At 57.9% G+C, this 22272-nt stretch carries 26 protein-coding genes; 10 read left to right on the plus strand and 16 right to left on the minus strand.

The features are described from left to right. From PMI32_RS14760 to PMI32_RS14740, 5 genes are all read right to left on the minus strand, one after another. On the minus strand, positions 1-1316 hold a 1316-nt coding region (locus PMI32_RS14760; RefSeq protein WP_008029388.1), incomplete at its 3' end, for a GntT/GntP/DsdX family permease. A gap of 286 nt (positions 1317-1602) precedes the next feature. Next, positions 1603-2367 carry a hypothetical protein gene (locus tag PMI32_RS14755; RefSeq protein ID WP_008029390.1) on the minus strand — a complete coding sequence of 255 codons (765 nt, stop codon included), beginning with the start codon at positions 2365-2367 and terminating at the stop codon, positions 1603-1605. A 155-nt stretch (positions 2368-2522) separates the two neighbouring features. Beyond that, complete coding sequence (locus PMI32_RS14750; protein WP_008029391.1) at positions 2523-3572, minus strand: NAD(P)H-dependent flavin oxidoreductase; 1050 nt, start codon at positions 3570-3572, stop codon at positions 2523-2525. A gap of 63 nt (positions 3573-3635) precedes the next feature. Further along, positions 3636-4025, minus strand: a complete 390-nt coding sequence (locus PMI32_RS14745) for a tautomerase family protein (protein ID WP_008029393.1) — start codon at positions 4023-4025, stop codon at positions 3636-3638. A gap of 122 nt (positions 4026-4147) precedes the next feature. Then, positions 4148-5665 (minus strand): CoA-acylating methylmalonate-semialdehyde dehydrogenase, encoded by a 1518-nt coding sequence (locus PMI32_RS14740; RefSeq protein ID WP_008029395.1) that lies wholly within the window; start codon positions 5663-5665, stop codon positions 4148-4150. 530 nt (positions 5666-6195) lie between these two features. Here PMI32_RS14740 and PMI32_RS14735 point away from each other — a divergent pair. Further along, positions 6196-6555 (plus strand): DUF6124 family protein, encoded by a 360-nt coding sequence (locus PMI32_RS14735; RefSeq protein WP_008029397.1) that lies wholly within the window; start codon positions 6196-6198, stop codon positions 6553-6555. A 154-nt stretch (positions 6556-6709) separates the two neighbouring features. On the opposite strand, the gene PMI32_RS14730 is transcribed toward PMI32_RS14735, so the two are convergent. Next, entirely contained in the window at positions 6710-7381 is a 672-nt protein-coding gene (locus PMI32_RS14730) for an MOSC domain-containing protein (protein ID WP_008029400.1), read from the minus strand. A 114-nt stretch (positions 7382-7495) separates the two neighbouring features. Between PMI32_RS14730 and PMI32_RS14725 the strand changes: the two genes are divergently transcribed. After that, positions 7496-8380, plus strand: a complete 885-nt coding sequence (locus PMI32_RS14725; protein ID WP_008029402.1) for a LysR family transcriptional regulator — start codon at positions 7496-7498, stop codon at positions 8378-8380. Between the two features lie 145 nt (positions 8381-8525). Here the strand turns inward: PMI32_RS14725 and PMI32_RS14720 are convergent, their stop codons facing one another. The 4 genes from PMI32_RS14720 to PMI32_RS14705 all read right to left on the minus strand — a co-directional run bounded on the left by PMI32_RS14720 (position 8526) and on the right by PMI32_RS14705 (position 12080). Further along, on the minus strand, positions 8526-9455 hold the full coding sequence (locus PMI32_RS14720) for an NAD(P)H-dependent flavin oxidoreductase (protein ID WP_008029403.1): 930 nt from the start codon (positions 9453-9455) through the stop codon (positions 8526-8528). 3 nt (positions 9456-9458) lie between these two features. Further along, complete coding sequence (locus PMI32_RS14715; protein WP_008029405.1) at positions 9459-10013, minus strand: cytochrome b; 555 nt, start codon at positions 10011-10013, stop codon at positions 9459-9461. Between the two features lie 82 nt (positions 10014-10095). Then, the gene (locus PMI32_RS14710; protein ID WP_008029408.1) at positions 10096-11769 is read right to left on the minus strand and encodes a cation acetate symporter; all 1674 of its coding nucleotides are present in this window, start codon (positions 11767-11769) and stop codon (positions 10096-10098) included. Next, a complete protein-coding gene (locus tag PMI32_RS14705) occupies positions 11766-12080 on the minus strand; it encodes a DUF485 domain-containing protein (RefSeq protein WP_008029410.1) in 315 nt (104 codons plus the stop codon). Before PMI32_RS14705 ends, PMI32_RS14710 begins: the two co-directional genes overlap by 4 nt. A gap of 271 nt (positions 12081-12351) precedes the next feature. Here PMI32_RS14705 and PMI32_RS14700 point away from each other — a divergent pair, with 271 nt between their 5' ends. Then, positions 12352-13263 (plus strand): LysR family transcriptional regulator, encoded by a 912-nt coding sequence (locus PMI32_RS14700; protein ID WP_008029412.1) that lies wholly within the window; start codon positions 12352-12354, stop codon positions 13261-13263. On the opposite strand, the gene PMI32_RS14695 is transcribed toward PMI32_RS14700, so the two are convergent. The 3 genes from PMI32_RS14695 to PMI32_RS14685 all read right to left on the minus strand — a co-directional run bounded on the left by PMI32_RS14695 (position 13180) and on the right by PMI32_RS14685 (position 16122). Continuing rightward, complete coding sequence (locus PMI32_RS14695) at positions 13180-14427, minus strand: MFS transporter (RefSeq protein ID WP_008029415.1); 1248 nt, start codon at positions 14425-14427, stop codon at positions 13180-13182. The genes PMI32_RS14700 and PMI32_RS14695 overlap by 84 nt on opposite strands. Before the next feature lie 4 nt (positions 14428-14431). Continuing rightward, a complete protein-coding gene (locus PMI32_RS14690; RefSeq protein ID WP_157214363.1) occupies positions 14432-15655 on the minus strand; it encodes a YbfB/YjiJ family MFS transporter in 1224 nt (407 codons plus the stop codon). Between the two features lie 137 nt (positions 15656-15792). Then, positions 15793-16122, minus strand: a complete 330-nt coding sequence (locus PMI32_RS14685; RefSeq protein WP_008029418.1) for a DHCW motif cupin fold protein — start codon at positions 16120-16122, stop codon at positions 15793-15795. Between the two features lie 191 nt (positions 16123-16313). Here PMI32_RS14685 and PMI32_RS14680 point away from each other — a divergent pair, with 191 nt between their 5' ends. Both PMI32_RS14680 and PMI32_RS14675 read left to right on the plus strand, forming a co-directional pair. Further along, on the plus strand, positions 16314-16628 hold the full coding sequence (locus PMI32_RS14680) for an NIPSNAP family protein (RefSeq protein WP_008029420.1): 315 nt from the start codon (positions 16314-16316) through the stop codon (positions 16626-16628). 359 nt (positions 16629-16987) lie between these two features. Then, positions 16988-17659: a class I SAM-dependent methyltransferase gene (locus PMI32_RS14675; protein WP_008029422.1), complete on the plus strand. Its 672-nt coding sequence runs from the start codon at positions 16988-16990 to the stop codon at positions 17657-17659. 108 nt (positions 17660-17767) lie between these two features. Here the strand turns inward: PMI32_RS14675 and PMI32_RS14670 are convergent, their stop codons facing one another. Together PMI32_RS14670 and PMI32_RS14665 are read right to left on the minus strand one after the other, a co-directional pair. Then, positions 17768-18085, minus strand: a complete 318-nt coding sequence (locus tag PMI32_RS14670) for a hypothetical protein (RefSeq protein WP_008029424.1) — start codon at positions 18083-18085, stop codon at positions 17768-17770. Between the two features lie 119 nt (positions 18086-18204). Continuing rightward, a complete protein-coding gene (locus PMI32_RS14665) occupies positions 18205-18501 on the minus strand; it encodes a DUF3144 domain-containing protein (RefSeq protein WP_008029425.1) in 297 nt (98 codons plus the stop codon). A gap of 243 nt (positions 18502-18744) precedes the next feature. On the opposite strand from PMI32_RS14665, the gene PMI32_RS29370 reads away from it, so the two are divergent. The 4 genes from PMI32_RS29370 (at position 18745) to PMI32_RS29760 (ending at position 21030) form a co-directional block, all read left to right on the plus strand. After that, the gene (locus PMI32_RS29370; protein ID WP_008029427.1) at positions 18745-19200 is read left to right on the plus strand and encodes a hypothetical protein; all 456 of its coding nucleotides are present in this window, start codon (positions 18745-18747) and stop codon (positions 19198-19200) included. A 67-nt stretch (positions 19201-19267) separates the two neighbouring features. Beyond that, complete coding sequence (locus PMI32_RS14660; protein WP_008029429.1) at positions 19268-19699, plus strand: DUF8617 domain-containing protein; 432 nt, start codon at positions 19268-19270, stop codon at positions 19697-19699. A gap of 250 nt (positions 19700-19949) precedes the next feature. Further along, positions 19950-20378: a hypothetical protein gene (locus PMI32_RS14655; RefSeq protein ID WP_008029431.1), complete on the plus strand. Its 429-nt coding sequence runs from the start codon at positions 19950-19952 to the stop codon at positions 20376-20378. A gap of 274 nt (positions 20379-20652) precedes the next feature. Continuing rightward, complete coding sequence (locus tag PMI32_RS29760) at positions 20653-21030, plus strand: c-type cytochrome (RefSeq protein WP_081501768.1); 378 nt, start codon at positions 20653-20655, stop codon at positions 21028-21030. Here the strand turns inward: PMI32_RS29760 and PMI32_RS29765 are convergent. Further along, the gene (locus PMI32_RS29765) at positions 21011-21211 is read right to left on the minus strand and encodes a MerR family DNA-binding transcriptional regulator (RefSeq protein WP_008029432.1); all 201 of its coding nucleotides are present in this window, start codon (positions 21209-21211) and stop codon (positions 21011-21013) included. The two genes, PMI32_RS29760 and PMI32_RS29765, sit on opposite strands and share 20 nt — an antisense overlap. 367 nt (positions 21212-21578) lie before the next feature. On the opposite strand from PMI32_RS29765, the gene PMI32_RS14650 reads away from it, so the two are divergent. Further along, a complete protein-coding gene (locus tag PMI32_RS14650) occupies positions 21579-22031 on the plus strand; it encodes a hypothetical protein (RefSeq protein ID WP_008029433.1) in 453 nt (150 codons plus the stop codon). The last annotated feature ends 241 nt before the right edge of the window (positions 22032-22272 follow it).

A 22272-nucleotide genomic window follows, 5' to 3' on the forward strand; every position in this document is an offset into this window, starting at 1 on the left:
AAGGCGACCAGCGAAATAATGGTCTCCAGCACGGTCCAGGTCTTGAACGTCTGGGTGACGCTCATGTTGAAGTATTCCTTGATCAACCAGAAGCCGCCGTCGTTGACGTGGGAAAAGATCACCGACCCCGCGCCGGTCGCCAGCACCAGCAACTCCGGGTGCGGATAACCCAGACCGATGGCCACCGGCGCGACAATGCCGGAAGCGGTGGTCATGGCCACGGTGGCGGAACCGGTGGCGATGCGCATCAACGCAGCGAACAGCCAGCCCATCAGCAGCGGCGACAGGTGAAATTCGTGGGCCAGGCTGACGATCTGGTCGGTGACCCCGGCGTCCACCAGGATCCGGTTCAAACCGCCACCGGCGCCGACCAGCAAGGTGATGCTGGCCGTCGGTGCCAGGCATTCGTTGGTGAACTTGAGGATCGATTCACGGTTGAAGCCCTGGGCGAGGCCGAGGGTCCAGAAGCTCAGCAAGGTCGCCAGCAACAGCGCGATCACCGAGTTGCCGATGAACAACAGGAACTGGTTGAAGCCGCTGCCCGGTGTGGAAATCAGGTTGGCCCAACCGCCGATCAGCATCAACAGCACCGGCAACAAAATGGTCGCCATAGTGATGCCGAAACCCGGCAGGCTGTCGCGCGGTTCACGCTCGAGGAACTGCCGTTCCAGCGAGTTTTCCGCCGGCAGTTGAATGCGCGGCACGATGAATTTGGCGTACAGCGGACCGGCAATAATCGCCGTCGGAATGCCGATCAAAATCGCATACATCAACGTCTGCCCGACCGACGCCTGATACACCTGCACCGCCAGCATCGCCGCCGGGTGAGGCGGCACCAGCGCATGCACCACCGACAGCCCGGCGACCATCGGCAAACCGACCATCAGGATCGACACACCCACGCGGCGCGCCACGGTAAACGCAATCGGCACCAGCAACACAAAACCGACTTCGAAGAACAACGGCAGCCCGACCAGAAACGCAATGCACACCATCGCCCAATGCGCGTTCTTCTCACCAAAACGGTCGATCAAGGTACGCGCCACCTGCTCGGCGCCGCCGGACTCGGCCATCATCTTGCCGAGCATCGTGCCCAGCGCCACCACCAGCGCGATATGCCCCAGGGTCTTGCCGACACCGGCCTCGTAGGCGCCGACCACGCCGGACGGCGGCATGCCGGCGAGCAATGCCAGGCCGATGGAGACCAGGGTGATGACGATGAAGGGATTAAGCCGGTAACGGGCGATCAGAACGATCAGCGCGATGATGGCGATGGCGGCATACACCAGCAGCCAATAGCCGAAGGACAGGGTCATGCGGTACTCCTCGAAAGGGTCACGTCGAATGGGTTGTGAAACTCATAAAACATTTCGAGAGGTGATTTTCAAACGAGGCGAAAGTAATTTTCGTAGAGGGATAAGGGTTGTCGTGCAGAGGTATGGGGGGTCGTGTTTTTTGAAACTGGGCCAGGCGGATTTTCATCGCGCCTGAGCCATCCATGTTGAATTTTGAAGTAGAGCTCGCGTTTGAATTGTTTGGCGCAGTCGGCGAAAAATGTCGGCAGGAAGTTGTTCAAAGCGAGCCAGGCAGTTGCCAGGCCCTTTATACAGAGAGCGGCGCCTGATGCGACTGCTCAGCCTCGGAAACTGCAATATATCTAGCTTCCTGCCGAATGTAGGCCAGGCGCATCAATGCATTGGCAATATCGTCAAACCCAACTTGAACAGCTTCGTGTTTTTTTACTCTCTTGCGCAGCTTGTTCAGGTTGATACTTTTTTGTCCACGTAACTGCTCTCGTTCAAGAATGTAGAAGGTCCAGTTGCCCATCTCCAGCACTGAACTGACTAGCTCTTTTTGGGCGCTCTTGTAAGACGCTTTTTCCGGTGCCGTAGCGAGCGATGGGTTGGGGTTCCATTTTTCGTGAAGCCCCTTGAGCAGGTCGCATTTGCCGTTATCCAGCGTCAGGTAAGCGAAGATATAAAAGTCAGACCAATGATCGGCAGGTAAGGCTTTATTGGTTTCACAGTCAAATCCCTCTGCAAAAGACGTATCAAATTTCTGGCTCTTGCTATACGAGTCCTTCGACTTCACCTGGATGGTGAATTTTTCCTTGAACAAGAAAAAGACCAAGTCATGGACGTCACCCTCCATCTTCGTCGAAAAATGCGAAACAGGAACCTGAAACTCTGGGGGCTTCATCCTGAACAACGCTCTGTAGACTAAATATTCTGCGATATACCCCCTGAGCAGTGGATCGTGCAGTGCTGAAAAACTCCAGCCCCAGAATGACTTCAGAAACCCTGCTACTTTCATCTTGCCGGATTGGAGCAGCGGCTCATCACCCGTCAACGGATCTAACAAATTCATAGGCCCAATGCACTCTTGTGTCGTTGAATGTTTTGATATCGACAGATCAAGTGAAATGTCTTCGGGGCTGGTAACCAGCGCGACTCGAAGTGGCACATTAGCATCATCCTCAGTACTCAGTCCTCCGTGAGGTTGCACTGCACTAAAGGTCTGACTCAGTCGTTCATTTCCGCAGCGAGCACATTCACCAGCGCAGCGGCCGGCATCTCACGAATCAGGGGCGCGCCCTGCCCCGCCCACTGCACGGCAAATTCCGTGTTTGCCTGGGCGGTAGCCGCGGCGTTGAGCGCTTTGTTGGCGTCATAGGCGCGCGGATAGTCTGGCAGTGCCGAGCCAGCCTTTTCGAGGCAGGTGAAGTTGCGGTTGACCATGCCTCGGGCAGGACGCCCGGAGATGACGCTGGTGACGGCAGTCTGGTGCGCACGCGGCCCCTTCAAGGCCTCGCGATAGGCGCTGTTGGCGGAGGATTCGGGGCAGAGAATAAACGCCGTTCCCAACTGTGCGGCATCGGCGCCCAACTGCATGACGGCCTTGATTCCCGCGCCGTCCATGATGCCGCCCGCCGCGATCACCGGCAGTCGGCAAGCCGCCACCAGCACACGCACCAGCGCAAACGCCCCCATCTGCGAGTCCTGTTTTGGATCGAATACCCCGCGATGCCCCCCGGCTTCATAACCTTGTGCGACCAGCGCATGCACGCCGGCGTGTTCCGCGCTCTGCGCTTCGGCCAGGTTGGTCACGGAACACAACAGGATGATGCCCGCAGCCTTGAGCGCATCGATTGCCGGTTGTGGCGGCAGCCCGAAATGGAAGCTGACCACCGCCGGCCGTTCTTCCAGCAGCATCTGCAACATGTCCGGGTCTTCGACAAAAGAGGTGTAGATCTCACGCAGCGCCGTCGGTGCAGCGGCCCCGAACTGCGCAAAGAACGGCGCCAGAAATGTCAGCCACTGTGTTTCGCGAGCGCTGTCATGGACAGCAGGCTGGTGGCAAAAAACATTCACATTGAACGGTTTGTCTGTCAGCGCGGCCGTCTCGCGGATCATGTTCCGCGCCTGCTCGACGTTGCTTGCCCCGATGCCAATCGCGCCGAGGCCGCCGGCGCTGGACACCGCTGCCGCCAGTCGGGGCGTGGAAACCCCCACCATCGGCGATTGAAGGACGGGCAGTCGAATGTTCAAAAGAGACAGCAGCGGAGTGGACATGACATCACCTGAAAGAGAGTTGCACAGAGGTAAAAACGGACCACTTGGCCCACGCGGCAAACCCTAAAGTTCGCCGGTCAGAAATTGCGCCCTTCCACGGCCGAAGGACCAGTCCGCATCGGTGTTCTCCACCAGCGAAACAATCAGGTCGTCGGGTGACAGGCCACACTCGGCTTGCAGCCTCTCGGCCAGCAAGCGGTAGAACGCGGTTTTTTGCGCCTGTAGACGCGGTCGCGAAATCACCGTCAGCAACACCACATTGGTCGTGCGTGTGTAACCCAATCCGGTGTCGTGCAGCACCAACTCCCCCGGACGATGTTGCGTGACGCTTTGGTAGCGATCACTGCCGGGCACTTCAAAGGCCTCGACCATCGCCTGATGGGTTACGTCCAGCAGGGTCTTGAGTTGTTGGTCATTGCGCCCCTGAATGATGTCGAACTTGAGCAGCGGCATAGCGGTTCACCTGTGCGGAAAAAACCGGGAGCGAGGTGTTCGCTCCCCCTGGGAAAAACGATGCCGTGCAAGCCCGCGCCAACACGTCATCCACCCCAAACCCGTGGAGCAGAAAGCGGTGCTTACTTGGAGGTCGGCATGGCGAATTCCGCGCCCTTGGCGATGCTGTTCGGCCAGCGCTGCATGATCGACTTCTGCTTGGTGTAGAAGCGCACGCCCTCTTCGCCGTAGGCGTGTGTGTCACCGAACAGCGAGCGCTTCCAGCCACCAAAACCATGCCACGCCATCGGCACCGGAATCGGCACGTTGATGCCGACCATCCCCACTTGAATGCGACTGGCGAACTCACGTGCGATGTGACCGTCGCGGGTATAGCAAGCGGTGCCGTTGCCGAACTCGTGTGAGTTGACCAGATCGACCGCCTCGGCAAAGTCCTTCACGCGCATGCACGCCAATACCGGACCGAAAATTTCCTCTTTGTAGATTTTCATCTCGGGGGTGACATGGTCGAACACCGTGCCGCCGAGCCAGAACCCTTCGGCGCAATTCGCGCCAGCCTGGGCGCCGTCAAAACCACGGCCGTCGACCAGCAGTTCTGCGCCCTCCTCAATGCCTTGTTCGATGTAGCCGGTGATGCGTTGCAGCGCCACTTGCGACACGATCGGGCCCATCTCGGCGGCCAGGTTCATGCCTTCGAGGACTTTGAGCGTGCGGGTGCGTTCCACCAGTTTCGGCATCACTTTATCGGCGACATCGCCGACAAACACCGCCACCGAGATCGCCATGCAGCGCTCGCCGGCAGAGCCGAACGCGGCGCCGATCAGCGCGTCGACCACCTGATCGATATCGGCGTCGGGCATCACCACCATGTGATTCTTCGCGCCGCCCAGTGCCTGGACGCGCTTGCCGTGGCGGGCACCGGTCTCGTAGATGTAGTTGGCAATCGGCGTCGATCCGACAAAGCTCACGGCTTTGACGTCCGGGTGATCGATCAGCGCATCCACCGCTTCTTTATCGCCCTGCACCACGTTAAACACGCCATCCGGCAGCCCGGCTTCCTTGAACAATTCGGCGATCAGCAGCGAAGGCGACGGGTCGATGGGGCTCGGCTTGAGCACGAAGGTGTTGCCGCAGGCGATGGCCACCGGGAACATCCACATCGGCACCATCACCGGGAAGTTGAACGGGGTGATGCCGGCCACCACGCCCAGCGGCTGGCGCATGGTCCAGTTGTCGATGTTGGTGGAGACCTGTTCGGTGTAGTCACCCTTGAGCAGTTGCGGGATGCCGCAGGCGAACTCGACGACCTCGATGCCGCGCGTCACTTCGCCCTGGGCGTCGGTGAAGACTTTGCCGTGCTCGGCGGTGATCATGCGCGCCAGTGTGTCGCGGTGTTCATTGAGCAACGCCAGGAACTTGAACAGGATGCGGGCGCGACGCAGCGGCGGCAGCGCCGACCAGGCGGGAAACGCGGCCGCTGCCGACTTCACTGCCGCGTCGACTTCAGCGGCATTGGCGAGGGCCACTTTGCCGATGACGGAGCCGATGGCAGGGTTGGTGACGTTCTGCGTGCGACCGGAAGTACCGTGCGTCACGCGGCCGTGAATGTAGTGTGCGATGTCTGCTGGCTGGTTGCTCATGGCGGGTGTCCCCTGGTGGTGGATAAGAGCCATCTCTTGTTGTTGTCGGGAGAGCGCCAGGCGGCCGGTGGCTCGCCTGCCAGGGTCAAAGTAGGCCAGCCAAAGGATCATGTAAAATGATGATTAATGATCTTATGGATCAGAAATGGTGAAGTTGTTTGAGGTGTTAAACAGAACTGGAGAATGCTTGTTTAAGCGCGCCCGTGGTTACGTGATGAAAGCTACAAAACCTTGCGCCGTTGCCTACGGCTACGCCAGAATCCGCCGGCTTGTGCGCTTTGGGGGTGCCCGGTAACTTGATTCGTGCCACTGCTCATCAGTGGTCGGGTTTAGTCGCCCGGGGGTGATTCAAAGCGTATTGGCATCCAGACAGTCAGGTCATTTCATGCCTGAACTTCATGGTAGCTGTGCGCAGGGCGCCTTCGGGTGCGCCGGTTTTGAGTCTCCCCCGGTCGACTAACCTGCGTACAGCTGCCACCCCTTGTTTAGTCGCAAGTCGGTGACGGCTCCACGTTTTTGGAGACAGAACCATGGTCAAACCTTCACCCAATCCGCCAGACACTGATCCGGCCTCCCCATACGAACCCGATTCAAACAAACTCAACGAGGCCGCCGAGCGTGCCCTCGACTACCACTTCCCGTCGACTGCCGACATCAAAGCCACGCCGCGCACACCCAGCACTCTGTTTACCGTGGACCCAGAGCTCACGACCGAAACCCTGATGGTTTATCTGGTCGAGACGCTGGCCTCGGTCGATGTGATGGTCCATCACTTGGTGGACCTTCTGGACGGTGGGTCGCGCAACGCGCTGCTGGGCATTTCCAACAGCATCATGCTGGCGGAGATCACGGCGAACCGGGTGCTGGATCAGATTGATCCGCGAGACTGAACACCGCTAAACGGGTGATCCATTGTAGGAGCGAGCCTGCTCGCGAAAAGCGTTAACGATAACGCGTGAAGTCTGGAAACACGCGGTGTCTATGGGTTTTTCGCGAGCAGGCTCGCTCCTACACAAGTGTGTGTGTGTGTGTGTGTGTGCAGCTTCAGACCTGAAGCGATTTCTGCAGCCACTTCGCCCGCTCCGACAGGCGCCGCTTCCAGTCCTCGGCCAACCCACGACTTGCCGCCAGCGCCAGCAGGTCGTCGATCACCGGCCGGTGCGACAACTGCACCTGCCAGAATTCATCAATGGAAAAACGCTCCGTTTGCCTTTCCAGCAGCTCGATCCTGTCGCCCGCTTCAATGAAGCCCGGTTGAAGCACCCGGTAATACCAACCGGTGATTCGCTCCTTGGCGACCTGCATCGACATACGCTCGGCGTCGAAACGATGATTGATTTTCCAGCACGGGCTACGCGGTTGAGAGACCTGCAACACCGCACTGCCCATCTGAAATACATCGCCGATGTGCACGTTGCGCTCCGAAAGTTCGAACGCAGAAATGTTCTCCCCCAGGCTGCCGGGAAGCAGCTCATGGGCGCAGTGCGCAAAGGCCTGCGCCAGGTGCTGATAATTTTCGGCCGCATAGTGATGAACAGCCTTTTCCGGGCCGCCGTGAACCCTGGTGTCGCCGTGCTGGTCACCGACAATCCCGTGAAGCTCGACGAGAACGGGGCCTGAACGGCGCTGTTTGAAGATGCCCGTACGCTGCCCTTCGGGCTTCAACAGCCCCAGGCCGCCGGCGAAGACGTGATCAATTTTCGAAATGAGTGTCATGGGTCGATCCGCATCTTTTACCGGGTTTCGGTCACTTTACTAACCACCGGCAATGACCGTAAAGTGATCGTTAAATATGTCCATAATCACTTTTTATGATGGATGGTGACGATCATGGAAATGCGCCAACTGAAGATTTTCTGCGCGGTTGCCGAACTCGGCAGCTTTACCGCAGCCGCCGTCAACGTGAACACGGTGCAGTCCAACGTCACCATGCGGGTGAAGGAGCTGGAAGCCGAACTGAACCGGGAGCTGTTCATCCGCAAGAAATCCGGGGTGGTGCTCACGTCGGCGGGCGAGACCTTCCTTGGTTATGCGCGGCGCATCCTGCAACTGACAGAAGAGAGTCGCAATGCGTTGACGGACACCGGTGTTCCGACCGGCCTGCTGCGGCTGGGCTCAATGGAAACCACCGCCGCCATCCGCTTGCCGCAGGTGCTGACGAAGTACCGCGAGCAATACCCCGAAGTGCAACTGTCGCTGCTGACCGGAACGACGGCCGAGCTGATCAAGGCGATTGAAGCCCATCGACTCGACGGCGCGTTCGTCGGTGGATTTCACCAGAACCCGGCGTTGGCGCAGGAAGAGGTGTTTCAAGAGGAACTGGTGCTGGTCAGCAGCAACCGCTTCGAGTCACTGCCGGCGCTCATCGAGAAAATCCCCCAGCAAACCGTGCTGGTCTTTCGCACCGGATGCTTCTATCGCTCCACCCTGGAAAACTGGTTCTACCAGGTCGGGCTGGTGCCTAACCAGATCATGGAACTGGGCACCCTCGATGGCATCCTGTCATGCGTCGCGGCGGGCATGGGCGTGACCTTGCTGCCCAAAGCCATCGCAGAGAATTGCAGCGTGCGGCATGCGATTCGCTGCCACACGCTACCGGCCGAATTCGCCAACGTCTCGACCGTGTTCATCCGCAGGAACGACTCGATGATCACCTCGGCGATGAGCGCGTTCATCGGTCTGGCGCAGGAGCAGATTGCCCGGCCGGCGGCGTAAAACACTCAGTTCGACACTGTAGTTGCGAGAGGTGCGGCGTTCCGGTTTGCCTGCGAAAGCATCAGGGCATTCACTATTGAAACTGAATGCACTACCGCCTTCGCGAGCAAGCTTCGCTCCTACAGGTTAATCGAGGAGCGACTGACTACAAGCCAAGGGCAAGCTCCGCCACACGCTCGGCAGCGGGGACGACGCTATGGATTTTTCCAACGCCCTGCCCCGCGTACAGCGACAGCTTCTTGGCCATGCGCGGTTTGTCGATTGCACGGGCGCCACCGCCAATGAAACGCAGCAGGTTCCACTTGTCACGATTGGGAATCACCCGGTGCGGCGTGCCGTAGGTCCAGCCGAACGAATACCCGGTCCGGTACTCGGTGTCATCCGTCGTCGCCTCGACAATTTTTTGCTTGTAGAGCGGGTGCGCATTCGACTCGTCGGTGGCAATAAACGCCGTGCCTACCACCACCCCTGACGCGCCGAGCGACATCAGCGCGCGGACATCGTCACCGTTGGTGATGCCACCGGCCGCCAGCACCGGTCGCCCCTCGGATACCGCAAGGATGGACGTCAGCAACGGCATGATGCCGATGGTGCCTCGATTCAAATGACCGCCACTTTCACTGCCCTGCGCCACGATGATGTCAGCGCCTTGCGCGATGGCGATTTTCGCCAGCTCCACCGAGCCCGTTTGCACCATGACCACCAACCCCGCGTCTTTGGCCCGGGGAATCATGTCGGCGGAATAGGCCTCGGCGTAAAACAAGGACAGCAGCCGCGGTTTTTCTTCGAGCACGACCTGGAATTGCGCTTCAAACACGTCAGGCCCGCCGAACTGCGGCACCAGGTTCACACCAAAGGGTTTGTCGGTCAGCGCTCGGGTTTCCTGTATCCATCGGCGCAAGGTCAATGGCGGCAGGCGCAAGCCGCCCACCACGCCCAGGCCTCCGGCGTTGGCGACGGCCGCAACGAGCGGCGGGCCGGAAATCGCCGCCATCCCGCCGAGAAAAATCGGGTATTTCACGCCACACAATTGAGTGATGGCGTTACCTGCAAAATCGAATCTGGCTTCGTTCATGGCTCACAGCTCCACATGTTTTCCAAGCATCCGCTTGAGCGTGTTGTTCTTCAGGAGAAAGTGATTCTTGAGCGCACCGAACACGTGCAAGGCCAGGCCGACCAGGAACGCCGACGCCCCGATATCGAAGAGCACATCGACCACCTGCTTCAATGCCGCATTGGTGGGCAACAGCGCCGGAATCGAAAAGCCTCCGGGCAGCCCCACCCCCTCGCCGGCCGCCGACCGCGAGGCCCACACCGCGACCGGCAGCAGCACCATCGCCAGGGCGAGCGCCACCGCAACGGAACGGCTGATGATCACTTCAATGGGATTGGGCGTGCCCACCGGCAGCGGGTGGTAAGCGGTGATCCTGGCCCAGAACCGATAGATCGATACGAGAAACAGGATCAGCCCCATGAGGTTTTGCAGGTGTACCAACGACATCCGCCCGGCTTCACTGGACGCCTGGCCGATCATCACCTGCAAGCCGAGGATGGCGAGCAGCGACAACGCCACGACCCAGTGCAGCACGACCGTGATGGGTGAAAATCTTAAGCCATTGTCTCGAAGTTGCATGGCTGACTCCTTTTGCAGAGAGCACAAATCAGGGTATGGAAATGACTGGCACACCTTCATCGCAATGAAGGTGTGCCGCGCCTCAGTGGCTGACCGCTTGCGATGCGCCAAGGCCCGTGCGGGCGCGAATGAGCTGATCATCGAAACGCTCGCGTTCAAGCGCTGCCCCTCGGCTGCGATCGGTGACCGAGCCGAGCCAGGTAAACAGGAACGCCACGTTCATCGAGATGATGGCCGGGTAGTCGAAGGGGAAGATGGCGTCGGCATTACCCAGCACTTTGACCCACACCGCCGGCGAGAGAATCACCAGGCTGACCGAGCTCACCAGCCCGGCGATGCCACCGATCAACGCCCCGCGTGTGGTCAGCCCTTTCCAGTACATCGAGAGCACGAGGATCGGGAAGTTGACCGAGGCCGCCACGCCAAAGGTCAGCGCGACCAGGAAGGCGATGTTCTGGTCCTTGAACAAAATGCCCAGCACCACCGCAACGATGCCGATACCGACCGAGGCGATCTTCGACACACGCCGCTCGTCTTTCGCATCCGCACGGTTTTTGCGGAAGACCCGGACATAGAGGTCATGTGAAATCGCCGAGGTCCCCGCCATGGTGAGCCCCGAGACCACGGCCAGGATCGTGGCAAACGCGACGGCCGAGATGAAGCCTAACAACAGGTCGCCGCCCACGGCTTTTGCCAGATGCATCACCGGCATGTTCCCGCCGCCGATGAGCTTTCCACCGACAATGCCGGACTCGTAGAAGGCCGGGTCTTGGCCGACGATCACGATGGCTGCCAGCCCCAACACCGCAACGATCAGGTAGAAGAAGCCGATGAAGCCCGTCGCGACGAATACCGATTTGCGCGCTTGCTTGGCGTCCGGCACGGTAAAAAAGCGCATGAGGATATGGGGCAATCCTGCGGTACCGAAGACCAGGCCCAGTGACAGCGAGATGAGCGCCAATGGGTCGGCCACCAGCTTGCTGGGCAGCAGGATCCGCTCGCCATCGTGATGGGCGGCAACCGCTTTTTCGAACAGCAACTCGAAAGAAAAACCGAACTTGCTCAACGCCAACACGGCGAGCAATGTCCCGCCCACCAGCAGCAAGCCGGCCTTGATGATCTGCACCCAGGTGGTGGCAACCATCCCGCCAAACGTCACGTAGATCGCCATCAACAGACCGACAGCAATCACCGCGTAGTTGTAGGGAAGACCGAACAGCAACTGGATCAGTTGCCCTGCCCCGACCATCTGCACCACCAGATAAAAGCAGACCACGGTCAACGAACCGAACGCGGTCATGGTGCGGATCCGGTTTTGATCGAGCCGGAACGAGGCGATGTCCGAGATGGTGATGCGCCCCAGATTGCGGATGCGCTCGGCAAACAGGAACAACAGCAACGGCCAGGCGACGAAGAAGCTGATCGAGTACAGCACGCCATCAAAACCGTTGAAGAAAATCATGCTGGTGACGCCCAGTAACGCCGCCGCCGACATGTAGTCCCCCGCCAGCGCCAAACCGTTCTGGAAACCGGTGATGCCGCCGCCGGCATTGTAGAAATCGTCCATCGATTTGGTCTTGGAGGCAGCCCAGTAAGTGATGCCCAGAGTCGTCAACACGAAGACCAGAAACATCGCGATTGCGGTGATGTTCAGCGGCTGTTTTTCCACCGCCTGCAAGACGTCGGCAGCCGAGGCGCATGTCGCGACCGGGCCCAACAGAGAAGGCGCAATGAGGTAGCGAAGAATGGGTTTCATACGATGGCCCCCTCGCGAATTTCTGCGGTGAGGTCATCGAACTCGCCGTTGGCGCGCAGGATGTACAGGCCGGTAAACAACCAGGCGCCGACGATGAAGGCGACGCCCAGCGGCCAACCGATATTGATGATGCTGGTCGCGGAGAGTTTCTGCGCTAGAAGCTGAGGCGCGAACGCCGCGACGAGGATGAACGTGAAGTACGGGACAAGGGTGGCGGCAGTAAGACAAGCGACGAATCTTCGCTGCCGTGATACCAAATCCTGGTACCGGGGATGGTTGCGAATTCTGGCTGACTCGGATGCATGGTTCACGTTGACTCCGTGTAGCAGTGGACAGTTATTGTTGTTCCACAGCCTCAAATTCGAAGACTCGATTTGCCACTGGCTGCGGTGTATTTGCACCCTCAACCTATGCCCGGCCAAAGATCATGTAAAACGATCATTAATGATGCGTATGATCTTTTTTGATGAATTCAATCGCTCCCTATGTCGGCCATTGCTTGCCTTTGCCGCACACGAAAACTAATCTGCTGAACGCTGTTTATTTGCGGTTGGTTATTGGTTTTAGAGATAGGTGAATTCGATGGATGTCACGGATCTGAAGGTGGTCGATGCGGTTGCGCGCCACGGCAGCATGAACAAGGCTGCGAGCGAGCTGAACACCGTGCAGTCCAACGTGTCCGCGAGGATTCGGTCGCTGGAAGACGAGCTCGGAGTGGCGCTGTTTCAACGCAGCGCCAGAGGGGTTCAGGTCACGCCGGCTGGACGGCGGATCCTGCCGTTCGCCGCCCGCCTTTCCCGGCTCCTGTCCGATGCATCCTGCGCCGCGCGCGATGATGGGCATCCAAAAGGTGTCTTCGAGATCGGTACGCTCGAGACGACGCTGGCGCTGCGCCTTCCACGGCTGATCGCAAAGTTTGCCAAGGCCTACCCGGAGGTTCGCCCGGTGATTCGCACCGGCACCACCTGCAGCCTCATCCAGGGCGTCATCGACTGTAAGCTCGAAGGGGCGTTTGTCGTGGGCCCGGTCAATCATCCGGAATTGATCAGTGAACAAGCCTTCCGCGAAGAGCTCGTGCTGGTCACGTCCTGCGCCATTGACACGCTGGACGCGGTCGCCGCGGTCGACAATCTGAAGACCGTGGTTTTTCGAATCGGCTGCTCCTACCGCCAGCGCCTGGATTCCCTGTTGGCCAACCTGGGCATCCTGGCGCCTGAGCCACTGGAGTTCGGCTCGATTGAAGCGATCATTGCCTGTGTGTCGGCGGGCGTCGGGGTCACGTTGTTGCCCCGAGGCGTTGTGGCGAACGCTTTGCGCGAGGGGTTGGTCAACGTGCATGAGCTCGCGCCAGACATCGCCGATGTAGAGACGGTGTTCGTCAGGCGCCTTGATGGCTACTTTTCCAGCGCGTTATCCACTTTTCTGGACAGCGTTCGTCTGGACGGTGTCGCCCAGGTAGCGATTCCTCACCCAGCCGTTCATCAAGGCGCATAACACCAGCAATGCCGCCGTCACCAGGAACACATGATGCAAGCCGAAATGGGCACCAATCTGGCCGCCGATCAATGGACCTATCACCTGCCCTGAGAACTGCGCCGATTGCAGGTAACCGAGGATTTTGCCTGTGTTGTGCTCTTCGACTGAATGCCGGATCAACTTGGCAATCGCCGGCAAGAGCCCGGCAATGGTCATGCCCATGACGCCGCGCAATACCGCCAGTTGCCACCATTGCGTGACGAACGCCTGCGGCACCATGACCACCGCCGTCAGCAACAGGCAACCGACAATCACGCTCCAGCCGCCCACCCGGTCGGCCAGCGCTCCCAACCTGGCGGCGGTCAGGATACTGCCCAACGCGGAACAGGCCATGACCACGCCGGCTATCCGCGCCTGATGATCAACCGGTACGCCGAGGTCGCCGATATAGACGGTGATGATCGGCTCGATCGACATGTTGGCCAACAGCACCATCATCGCAGTCATGAGCAGTGCAGCGATGACCGGCCATTTCGAACCGGCCCCCTCAGGCCGGTTTTTCCTGTCCCGTTGCCTGGCGTCCGACGCTCGGTCGAAATCCTCACGAACGAACAGGATGGTGGTCATGGCGGCGACCGCAATCATTGCTCCACCGACGAAAAAGGTGCCGCGAATACCGACAAGCTCAGGTAAAAAACCGCCAACCAGCGGCCCGATCAGGTTGCCGGACAAGGCCCCCGTGGACAAGACACCGAGTGCCCAACCCGCCCTTTCGCGCGGGACTTGCGACCCGATCATGACGATGGACGCCGATGCGTAGCCACCGATGAGCCCGGCGATGAGACGCAGTGCAACCAGATCGGTAACGTTCCGGGCCAGCCCGATCAACGACATGACAACGGCCATCCCGATGGCCGCTCTGACCAGCATGGGTTTTCGGCCATAGCGGTCAGCCAGGCGCCCCCACAACGGCGCGGTAATCGCCGTGCCGAAAAAAGTCGCGCCGAATGCCACGGCCGACCATTGCACCACGTCCGCCTGCGACGTCACGCCCAGTTGTTGAACGTACAGCGGTAAAAAGGGCAACAACATGCTCAGGCTGACCAGGGTCGTGAACGAGCCGAACACACAAACGGTCAGGTTGCGGCGCCAATACATCACGTTTCTATCGGAGTAATTCACGGTGTCAAAGACTCCGGGAATCGCTGGAGCTTTTCGCACCTGCGAGCACATCAATCACAAACGCAAGCAGCATGGCCACAGTCCCCATGATGAAGAGCACGCTGTAGTTCCCGTCGCTGTAGGAGAACAGGAACGACAAGCCATAGGCGGCGACCGCTTGAAACAAGGCAAATCCGACTGTGGCTGTTTGCCAGGCCGAACTGTGTTGGGCGGGATGGTGGGCGAGAATTTCATGGACCCGCCCCAACACCAGCGGCACGGTCCCGGTCACAAACGCCCCGACGACAACGCTGGAGGCCATCAACCAATCGGCTCCGAGCCCAAGGACAGGGACAATGACGGCGAAGGCCTCGACGATGAACGACAGCCGCAACGCGCGACCGAAACCGATCCGGTCCGCCAGTGCGCCGGCAAGCAGTGGCCCGACGGTCGCGCCAATGCCGAAAAGAACCCAGTACTGCGCCCCCACTTGAAGACCTTCGCCCCTGCCCCGGGCAACGAAGTCCACCAGGAAAATCATGTGCGGCACCCAGCCCGCAGCGTTTAGGGCGTACTCGATGTACAACGCCTTGAGTGTTCCGTTGCGTGCCGGGCGCGGGTGGTGCGTCGTTTCGGCGGCCGGCGCGGGTTCTTTCGGCCAGCCCCGCCAGGCAAGGGCTGTGAGCAGCAGGGATATCAGGCCAAGGCCCAGCCATGTTTCGCCCAGGCCCTGTTGAAGCAAGAGCGGCACCAGTGTTCCGGAAAGGGCAATACCAACGCCCACGCCCATGAATATGACCCCGGCGACCAATCCGCGCCTGGACGGCGGCACATGGGCCAAAACGGTCGGAGCGGCCAACACCATCAACGCGCCACCGGCGGTGCCGGACAGGAATCGCCACGCGAAGAACCACGCGAACGACACGGGATAGACGCACGCGAAAAACGCCACACTGGCCAGCAGCATCATTGCTCTGAGCATGAACACCGTTGAGGTTTTCGCCGCCGCGGAACGGCCGAAAATGGCGCCACCCAGATACCCGGCAAGGTTGGCGGCACCCAAGTAAGCGGCCTTGGACGGATCAAACCAGTGGGCGCCGATAATCGCCGGAAGCAACGGCGTATAAGCGAACCGCGCAAGGCCGATGCCGACCAGGCTTGCAGCAAAGCCTGCCACCGTTGCCCAGCCTGCGCTGGCTGGCCGCAACGCGGGCTGCGCATTGGCGATCGTTGTGTTCAACCTGTTCATCATCCGCCCTTCTCTACTTCAGACAGGGCAGACACTACGCGCGCGGGATATATCTCAAGAAGCGAATTAATCTGATCACAGCTATCTCATATAGAGATAACCAGCGCTACGGTCAGTGGCGAAATTCAATCCGGCGCTTAATCCACAATGAACAATTTCGCGCCGCTGGTGGTGAACGACCGATGCCCTTCAGCATTGTTGCCCACCTGATAACTCATGCCGGCCGTCAGCGTGAATTGTCGACCGTCCTCCAGTTCCGTGTGCAACTCACCCTCAAGGCACAACAGGATATGACCTCTCCAGCACCAATGATCGGCGAGGTATCCGGGGCTGTATTCAACCATTCGCACACGCGTCGAACCAAACTGACAGGTTCGCCAATAGGCGTTTCCGGTCTGGCCGGCATGGGTGACAGGTTCGATCGTCGACCAGTCGGTCGTCCCGAACGGGATGGCGGTGAGATCCATTTTTACCTCATCGAATACGGTAGAGGCGCAAACGTAACAACCTCGCGATGTGGCCGATAGACACAGATGGCCCGCATTTACGGGATACAGGGTTCAGTGAAGACTCCCATGCAGCCAGGTGATCTGCGAAACTGCCGAATGGCTGAACAGCCTTTGAATGGTTTAACCCTCCCGTAGAAGAGAGCGAACACATGGTCACTTGTTACCTGAAGTACGTGCTGGACCCGTACCAGATCAGCGCATTCGAACACTACGCAAAGTTGTGGATTCCACTGGTGGAAAAGTTCGGAGGGCAGCACCACGGCTATTTCCTGCCGTCCGAGGGCGCCAACAACATTGCGTTGGCGATGTTCACTTTTGCGAGCCTTGCCGAGTACGAGCGCTATCGGCAGGACTCCATGAACGACGCGGACTGCATCGCGGCGTTCAAGTATGCCGAGGATAAAAAATTCATCCTCAGCTATGAGCGGAGTTTTTTCCGGCCGGTGTTTGGGGATCAGGCGTAAACCCGTTCGGAAAGTCTTTTGCCGGGGTTCCCTCAGGCCGTCTTGACGGGAACAGGTCGCCATGATGGTCGGGACTTCGGTTTCAATGGATCGAGCATGCGGTACCCGCTGCTCTTGCGCAGGTGTTCAGCGACTTCGAGTTCATTGCGCAAAGCGCGCAAGTCACCGTCGCCACCGCGCATAAGAGCCATCCCGGCCAGCGCCAAAACAGGCAAAGGGCAGATGCAACTCCGTCTAAACTGCAGGATACAAATGCGCCTGCCGCCTCTCGATACGGGACCGAACAGCGTCACTGACAGGGTTCGCTCCGCGCGCACTTGCCCTATCCTTCTCTCCAACCCACAACTCCGGACATCGACATGCCCGCCCCCGAATCGACCCTTCTCGATAGCTGGCACCACAACGCCCGATCCTGGATCGACGCGATCCGCAGCGGCGCCATCGAAAGCCGCCTCAAGGTCACCGATCAGGCGATCCTGCTGGCAGTGGCAAGCCGTCAGCCCGAACGTGTGCTCGACCTGGGCTGCGGCGAGGGCTGGTTGTTGCGGGCGCTGGCTGAACGGGCGATCGATGGGGTTGGTGTGGATGGCGATGCGACGCTGGTCGAGGCGGCGCGGGCAGCGGGCTCTTCGTCGGTGCATCTGGCGACTTATGAAGAGCTGGTGGAAGCGAAAGTGGACATCGGCAATGACTACGACCTGATCTGCGCCAACTTCGCCCTGCTGCACCAGGACATCATCCCCCTGCTCGCCGCCATGAACGCCCTGCTCGCCCCCGGCGGCGCGCTGGTGATCCAGACGCTGCATCCGTGGAGCGCAGCGGCGGGCGACTATCAGGATGGCTGGCGGCAAGAAACTTTCACCGGGTTCAAGGGGCAGTGGCAACCCATGCCGTGGTACTTGCGCACCTTGTCCAGCTGGCTCAATGCGCTGGACATGGCCGGCTTTCAACTGACCGGCCTGCAGGAGCCACAGCACCCGCAAAGCCCTGTGCCGCAATCGTTGTTGTTGGTGGCTGAAGTGCGGCGGTGAGTCCGCTTGATGGATGTCGGCGGGGGGTTGTTTGGTTGAAGACTCACTAGCGGATCTCAGGCGATTGCTGCCATTTACGGAAGGCGGCAATCGGCCAATAGCTGCCCCTCATAGGCGGCTGCTTTCGTCCCCTGTAAACGGCATCTCCAGAGTCTTCGCGATTCGGGCCAATATCTTTGTGCATTCTTCAGAAACAATGAGCGGTGGCTCATTAATCATGTAAAGCAGGTGTTCGAACGCTATTCCAGCCTCGTTGTGATCGACATAATCCAGAACGATTTCACCACCATTCTCTAAACCTGCCTGAGCTAACGCATGGTCATCCGGTACTGGGCCGCTTTGTTCGTATGCAATGGACATCAGCGCGGTGATTTCCTTGAGCGCCTCTATGAAGTCGGTTCTCAAGTCGTGGTTATGGCCGCTCACTAAAAACGCTCCTTCGATTAAGATAACTTGCGGTCAGCATGCCTCTGGTCGATAGCGGCCCACCGAGATCGACTGCCAACGACCAAAAACAGTCAATCACCGAGAGCAACCAAGATCAATCAGGCGTCTTTCTCAGTCATGTACTTGCTGAAGTTGTTGATATGGTCGTCAAGATTATCCTCAAGCATCATCCGGTACTGCTCACAAAAATACTTCAACATCGCTTCGCGAGCCTGCGCCATTTCCTCGCCTGATTTGAAGTTGCGAGTGCTCACCCAAGCATTGAATCGAGTGGTGCCAAACATCATCGACGCGCTTACCTTGCCCAAGTCTCCGAACTCCCTAAGCTGCTCGTTCGACAGGTCTATATGCGCGTCTGCACGATCATAGAATGCTTCATCGGTGGCATCTGGCATTGCTGGGTACCTTTCCATCACTATCGGAGATTCCGTAATTGGAACACTTCCCGCATCGGCTAGCTACGACATGTAAACGAAAAATACCAAGGTCTGACGCCCGCTATTGGCACGAGCCGTTTACCGCCCGGTTGCCCTTCAGCAAGCGTTGAATCTGGCGATAACCTGTTCGGCGACTCACGCGGACTCGAGCGATTGCCCACCGAATGATTCCTTGGCCCTCTATCGTTGAATGGACTTCCTATGTATCACCGTATCCATGCCGCTTACCATCAAGCGAAATGTAGCCGTAGCTGCTGTGCCTGGCTGTTTATCAACGATGTACCTATTGAGGAGTGGCTAAACAGTCAGCTCGAATATCCCGATCTCGACCTGTACGGTCTTTCATTGATGTGGTTGCTGGACGAGGAAGAAGACGCGCTTGCCCAACGGCGTTTCGCGCCTGCAGAAGACGGCACATCGACGCCGGTTCCGCTGCTGGTCTGCGGCGATGACATGGACTTCGATTGCTTTGTGCTGATGACCGAACAGGTGATTGACGGAGAGACTCTGCACTGGCGCCGTTTTGGGTTGAGCGTGTCCAGCGGCCTGGAAGTCGGTATCACCACTCGATGGGACGCCGAGAATCGCCCGATCAGTTTTTCCCTGGCGGAATTTCGCGAGGCGCTGGAGGAATTTTACAGGCTGATGAAAGCCTGAAGGGCTGAGTGAATTACTCCTGCCCAAGTCGAAAGTTTTGCCAAAGAGTTGTCCGCCATTTAACGAAATGATCGAACGCCAGGCTGATGAACCGCAAATAAGCAAACTGGGTTGCAAGTGTGGCCATGTGATTACCGATCAGACCGACAGCTTGCCCTATAAGGCGAGCCTGCTTCGCGACGAGGTAGAAAATGAATTTTGGGATGAGGTGCACTGTGAGCTCAAACCTCTGGTAGAGGCTGCGGAGTCCGGGGACAAGGCTGCGATAGCTGAGGCATTTGGCAAGTTCGCACCCTGGATCAGCGCTACTGACGAACTGCAAGGCCCGATATCCAGCATCTACAATCACCGAATGTCGACTGCCTACGAATGCCAGAACTGTGGACGCCTTTGGGTGCAAAAGGATGCCAGTGACAAATTTGTTTCCTATGTCCCTGAGGAAGAAGCATATGGGGCGATCCTGGCAGTGGCATCAGGAGAGTCTGAGAATCGAGATTGAGCGTGCGCGATTGGTCGAAAGCTGCAGTTGCAATTGGCTGCATTCGGCCAAAAGCAGACCATGGACACGCTGCTAATGCGCCAGTAATGTGCGCCCAAGTCATGTCGCTTTACCTCCTCACCTCATATTGCGTTTCTGGCGCGACACTCAAGCCGAACAAGGCGTTACGCATGGACAAGGAACGTTATCAGACACAAACAGCGGAAAATATTATGCCACTTGTATCGTCTACTTATAGTCAGGCATAGCCATGGACACCTTCGAAACGCATGAAAAGTTAATTGCCGAAGGCTGCAGCACTCAAAACTTCGCAATCAACAGCAATGGAAGTGACGTGTATTGCCTATGCAATACAAATGGTTTTTGGTCAGTTTTTTATACGGAGCGCGGGGTAGATCACCCCCCAATATTTAGTTCGACATCCGAAGAAGTCGCTTGTAAATTCTTCTATGACCACATTATGAAAATGGAGCATTGGCACATCGTAGGCTTTTACAAAGACAACAATTTGGCAGAAGCAATGGAATCTAAGCTTTCTAACCTTGGAATCCGATTTGTGCGCAATGACATACCTGCATATCAAGCACAAAATGACCCAAGATTTCGGATATTTATAGTGGGTAAAGATATTTTTAGATTCAAGGATGTATTCGGTGAGCCGTATATCAGCTACGCCTAACAAGGCGCTGAAATCGCTCATTTCATTCGCTGGGACGGCGCGCCGCCGCCCCTTAGCTTAGTCGTTGGTCAGCGTCCGTAATGGGTCGATTTCTGCCCATCGTGACAGGAAGAAATCGACCAAGAATATTCACCGGGATGCGCCGGGAAAACGTGTTGGTTTAATGGGCATCAGAAATGCAGAAATGACTGTGTGCCGACGCGATGACTGATATCTTTCCCGCGCTCCAAATCGCGTCCAATCGACGCCGATTCCATCAAGGAAGATAAAAACAATGAAAATATTATTCATCGCTTCGCTAGGAATTTTATCGCTGACTCAAACATCACTATCCTTCGCGGATAATGCTAATGGAAAAAATCTCTATCTACAGCGATGCAGCATGTGCCACGGAATGGATCTCAAGGCAACAGGACCGCTGGCCAATAAAAGCAATCCGCCTACACCTGATCTAACAACGTCCGCTTTCAAAAAACGATTAAATGATTATCCTGGCGTGATTGTATCTTCGATAATACTTCGCCCAAATGGCGACTTAATTCCAAGAACCTTGCGTGAGAATGGAGTAAAGCTATCGCCGCACTCATGGAGCGTTAAGGATTTTCGCGATTTAAATCAATACATGGGTGGTGTTATTTCACAAAACCAATGACCTTTGAAGTGCCTGGTCCTGTGCCGTCACCTTCGATTGACATGACGCCAGCGCTTGACTCTGTCCCTTGGGGCAACCCGTAACTGCCGTGGCGCTGAGGGCCCAGCAGGCCCAGTTGCTCATACAAACGAATGGCTTGGGGAGTGCACCCCGACAACCTGGCAAGTTCACCTATGCACATATGACGCTCCTCCCCGATCCAGCTCCGGCCCGCAGTTTACTGGCTGTGGCCGGATGCTGTCCTGGTGCTCACGGTGTTCATGCAGAGTCGGTCAGCGACACCGCGACAGGCAGAAAGCGGCCAAAAGCTGCCTCTAGCCCTTATCCGCGCATGCGCCGCCCGCTGCCTGATGTCCCTCACGGAGAGAGTGATAACAATCAGCGCTGATGCAGACGGTCGCGGCGCACATTCAGCCAACGCATCGCGGATAAATCCGCTCTTGCAACAGCGCGTGCAACTGCCGATCAGGCAGAGCAGCTGTCTTGCGACTAGCTTTACCTCGAACACTAAAATCTCAGTCCACAGCTCAATCAGGTGAAGGTTCGTTATGACAAAAAAAATCGATCTGACGATTACCCACGATTACCTCAATCCGTTTGCCTCGCCGGACAACCCCAAGCTAAGCCCCGAGCTGGTGGACTACCTGTCAGATAGCGCCTGGTACCACTCCGAACTGTGTCTGCACATTCGCTGCCCGGAAGATGAGCGAGAACGCCTGCAGCAAGCCATCAGCAATACCTTTGCGGAAAAGAGCGAACAACTCAGAGGGGATATTCGCACCCAACGGCTGGTAGCGCTGACACTCCTGGGCTTGGCACTAGCCTTGGTGCTGGCAGGCACGGCTCTGGGCATTGAAGGCACCATCCCCGTGGGAGTCGTTACCGTCACCGCGTGGATGCTGCTCTGGCGTAGCGCAGAGATATTTTTTCTGGATATCCGCAACATTAACCGACAGCTGCGTAAGTACCAGCGCATTGCCAGCGCCTCAAAGCAGTTTTGATTGAGGTTGATCGTTCTCACGCTACGCGTGGAAGTCATGCCTGAGTTCTGGCGGGCTGAAAATCCGACTTTTTCAACTGATGACCCATTGCTGCCCTGCATGAAGGGCAGCAATGGGTCGGCTGCTGCCCTTCGTAACTGGTCGTTATCGACCTGATGATGCCAGCCGCTCGACAGAAGTCGCCATTCCATCCCGAGCAATCTTGTCATTTGCCAAGGCTTAAGGCAGGGTCGATACCACT

The sequence above is a fragment of the Pseudomonas sp. GM60 genome, assembly GCF_000282415.1.
Lineage (GTDB): Bacteria > Pseudomonadota > Gammaproteobacteria > Pseudomonadales > Pseudomonadaceae > Aquipseudomonas > Aquipseudomonas migulae.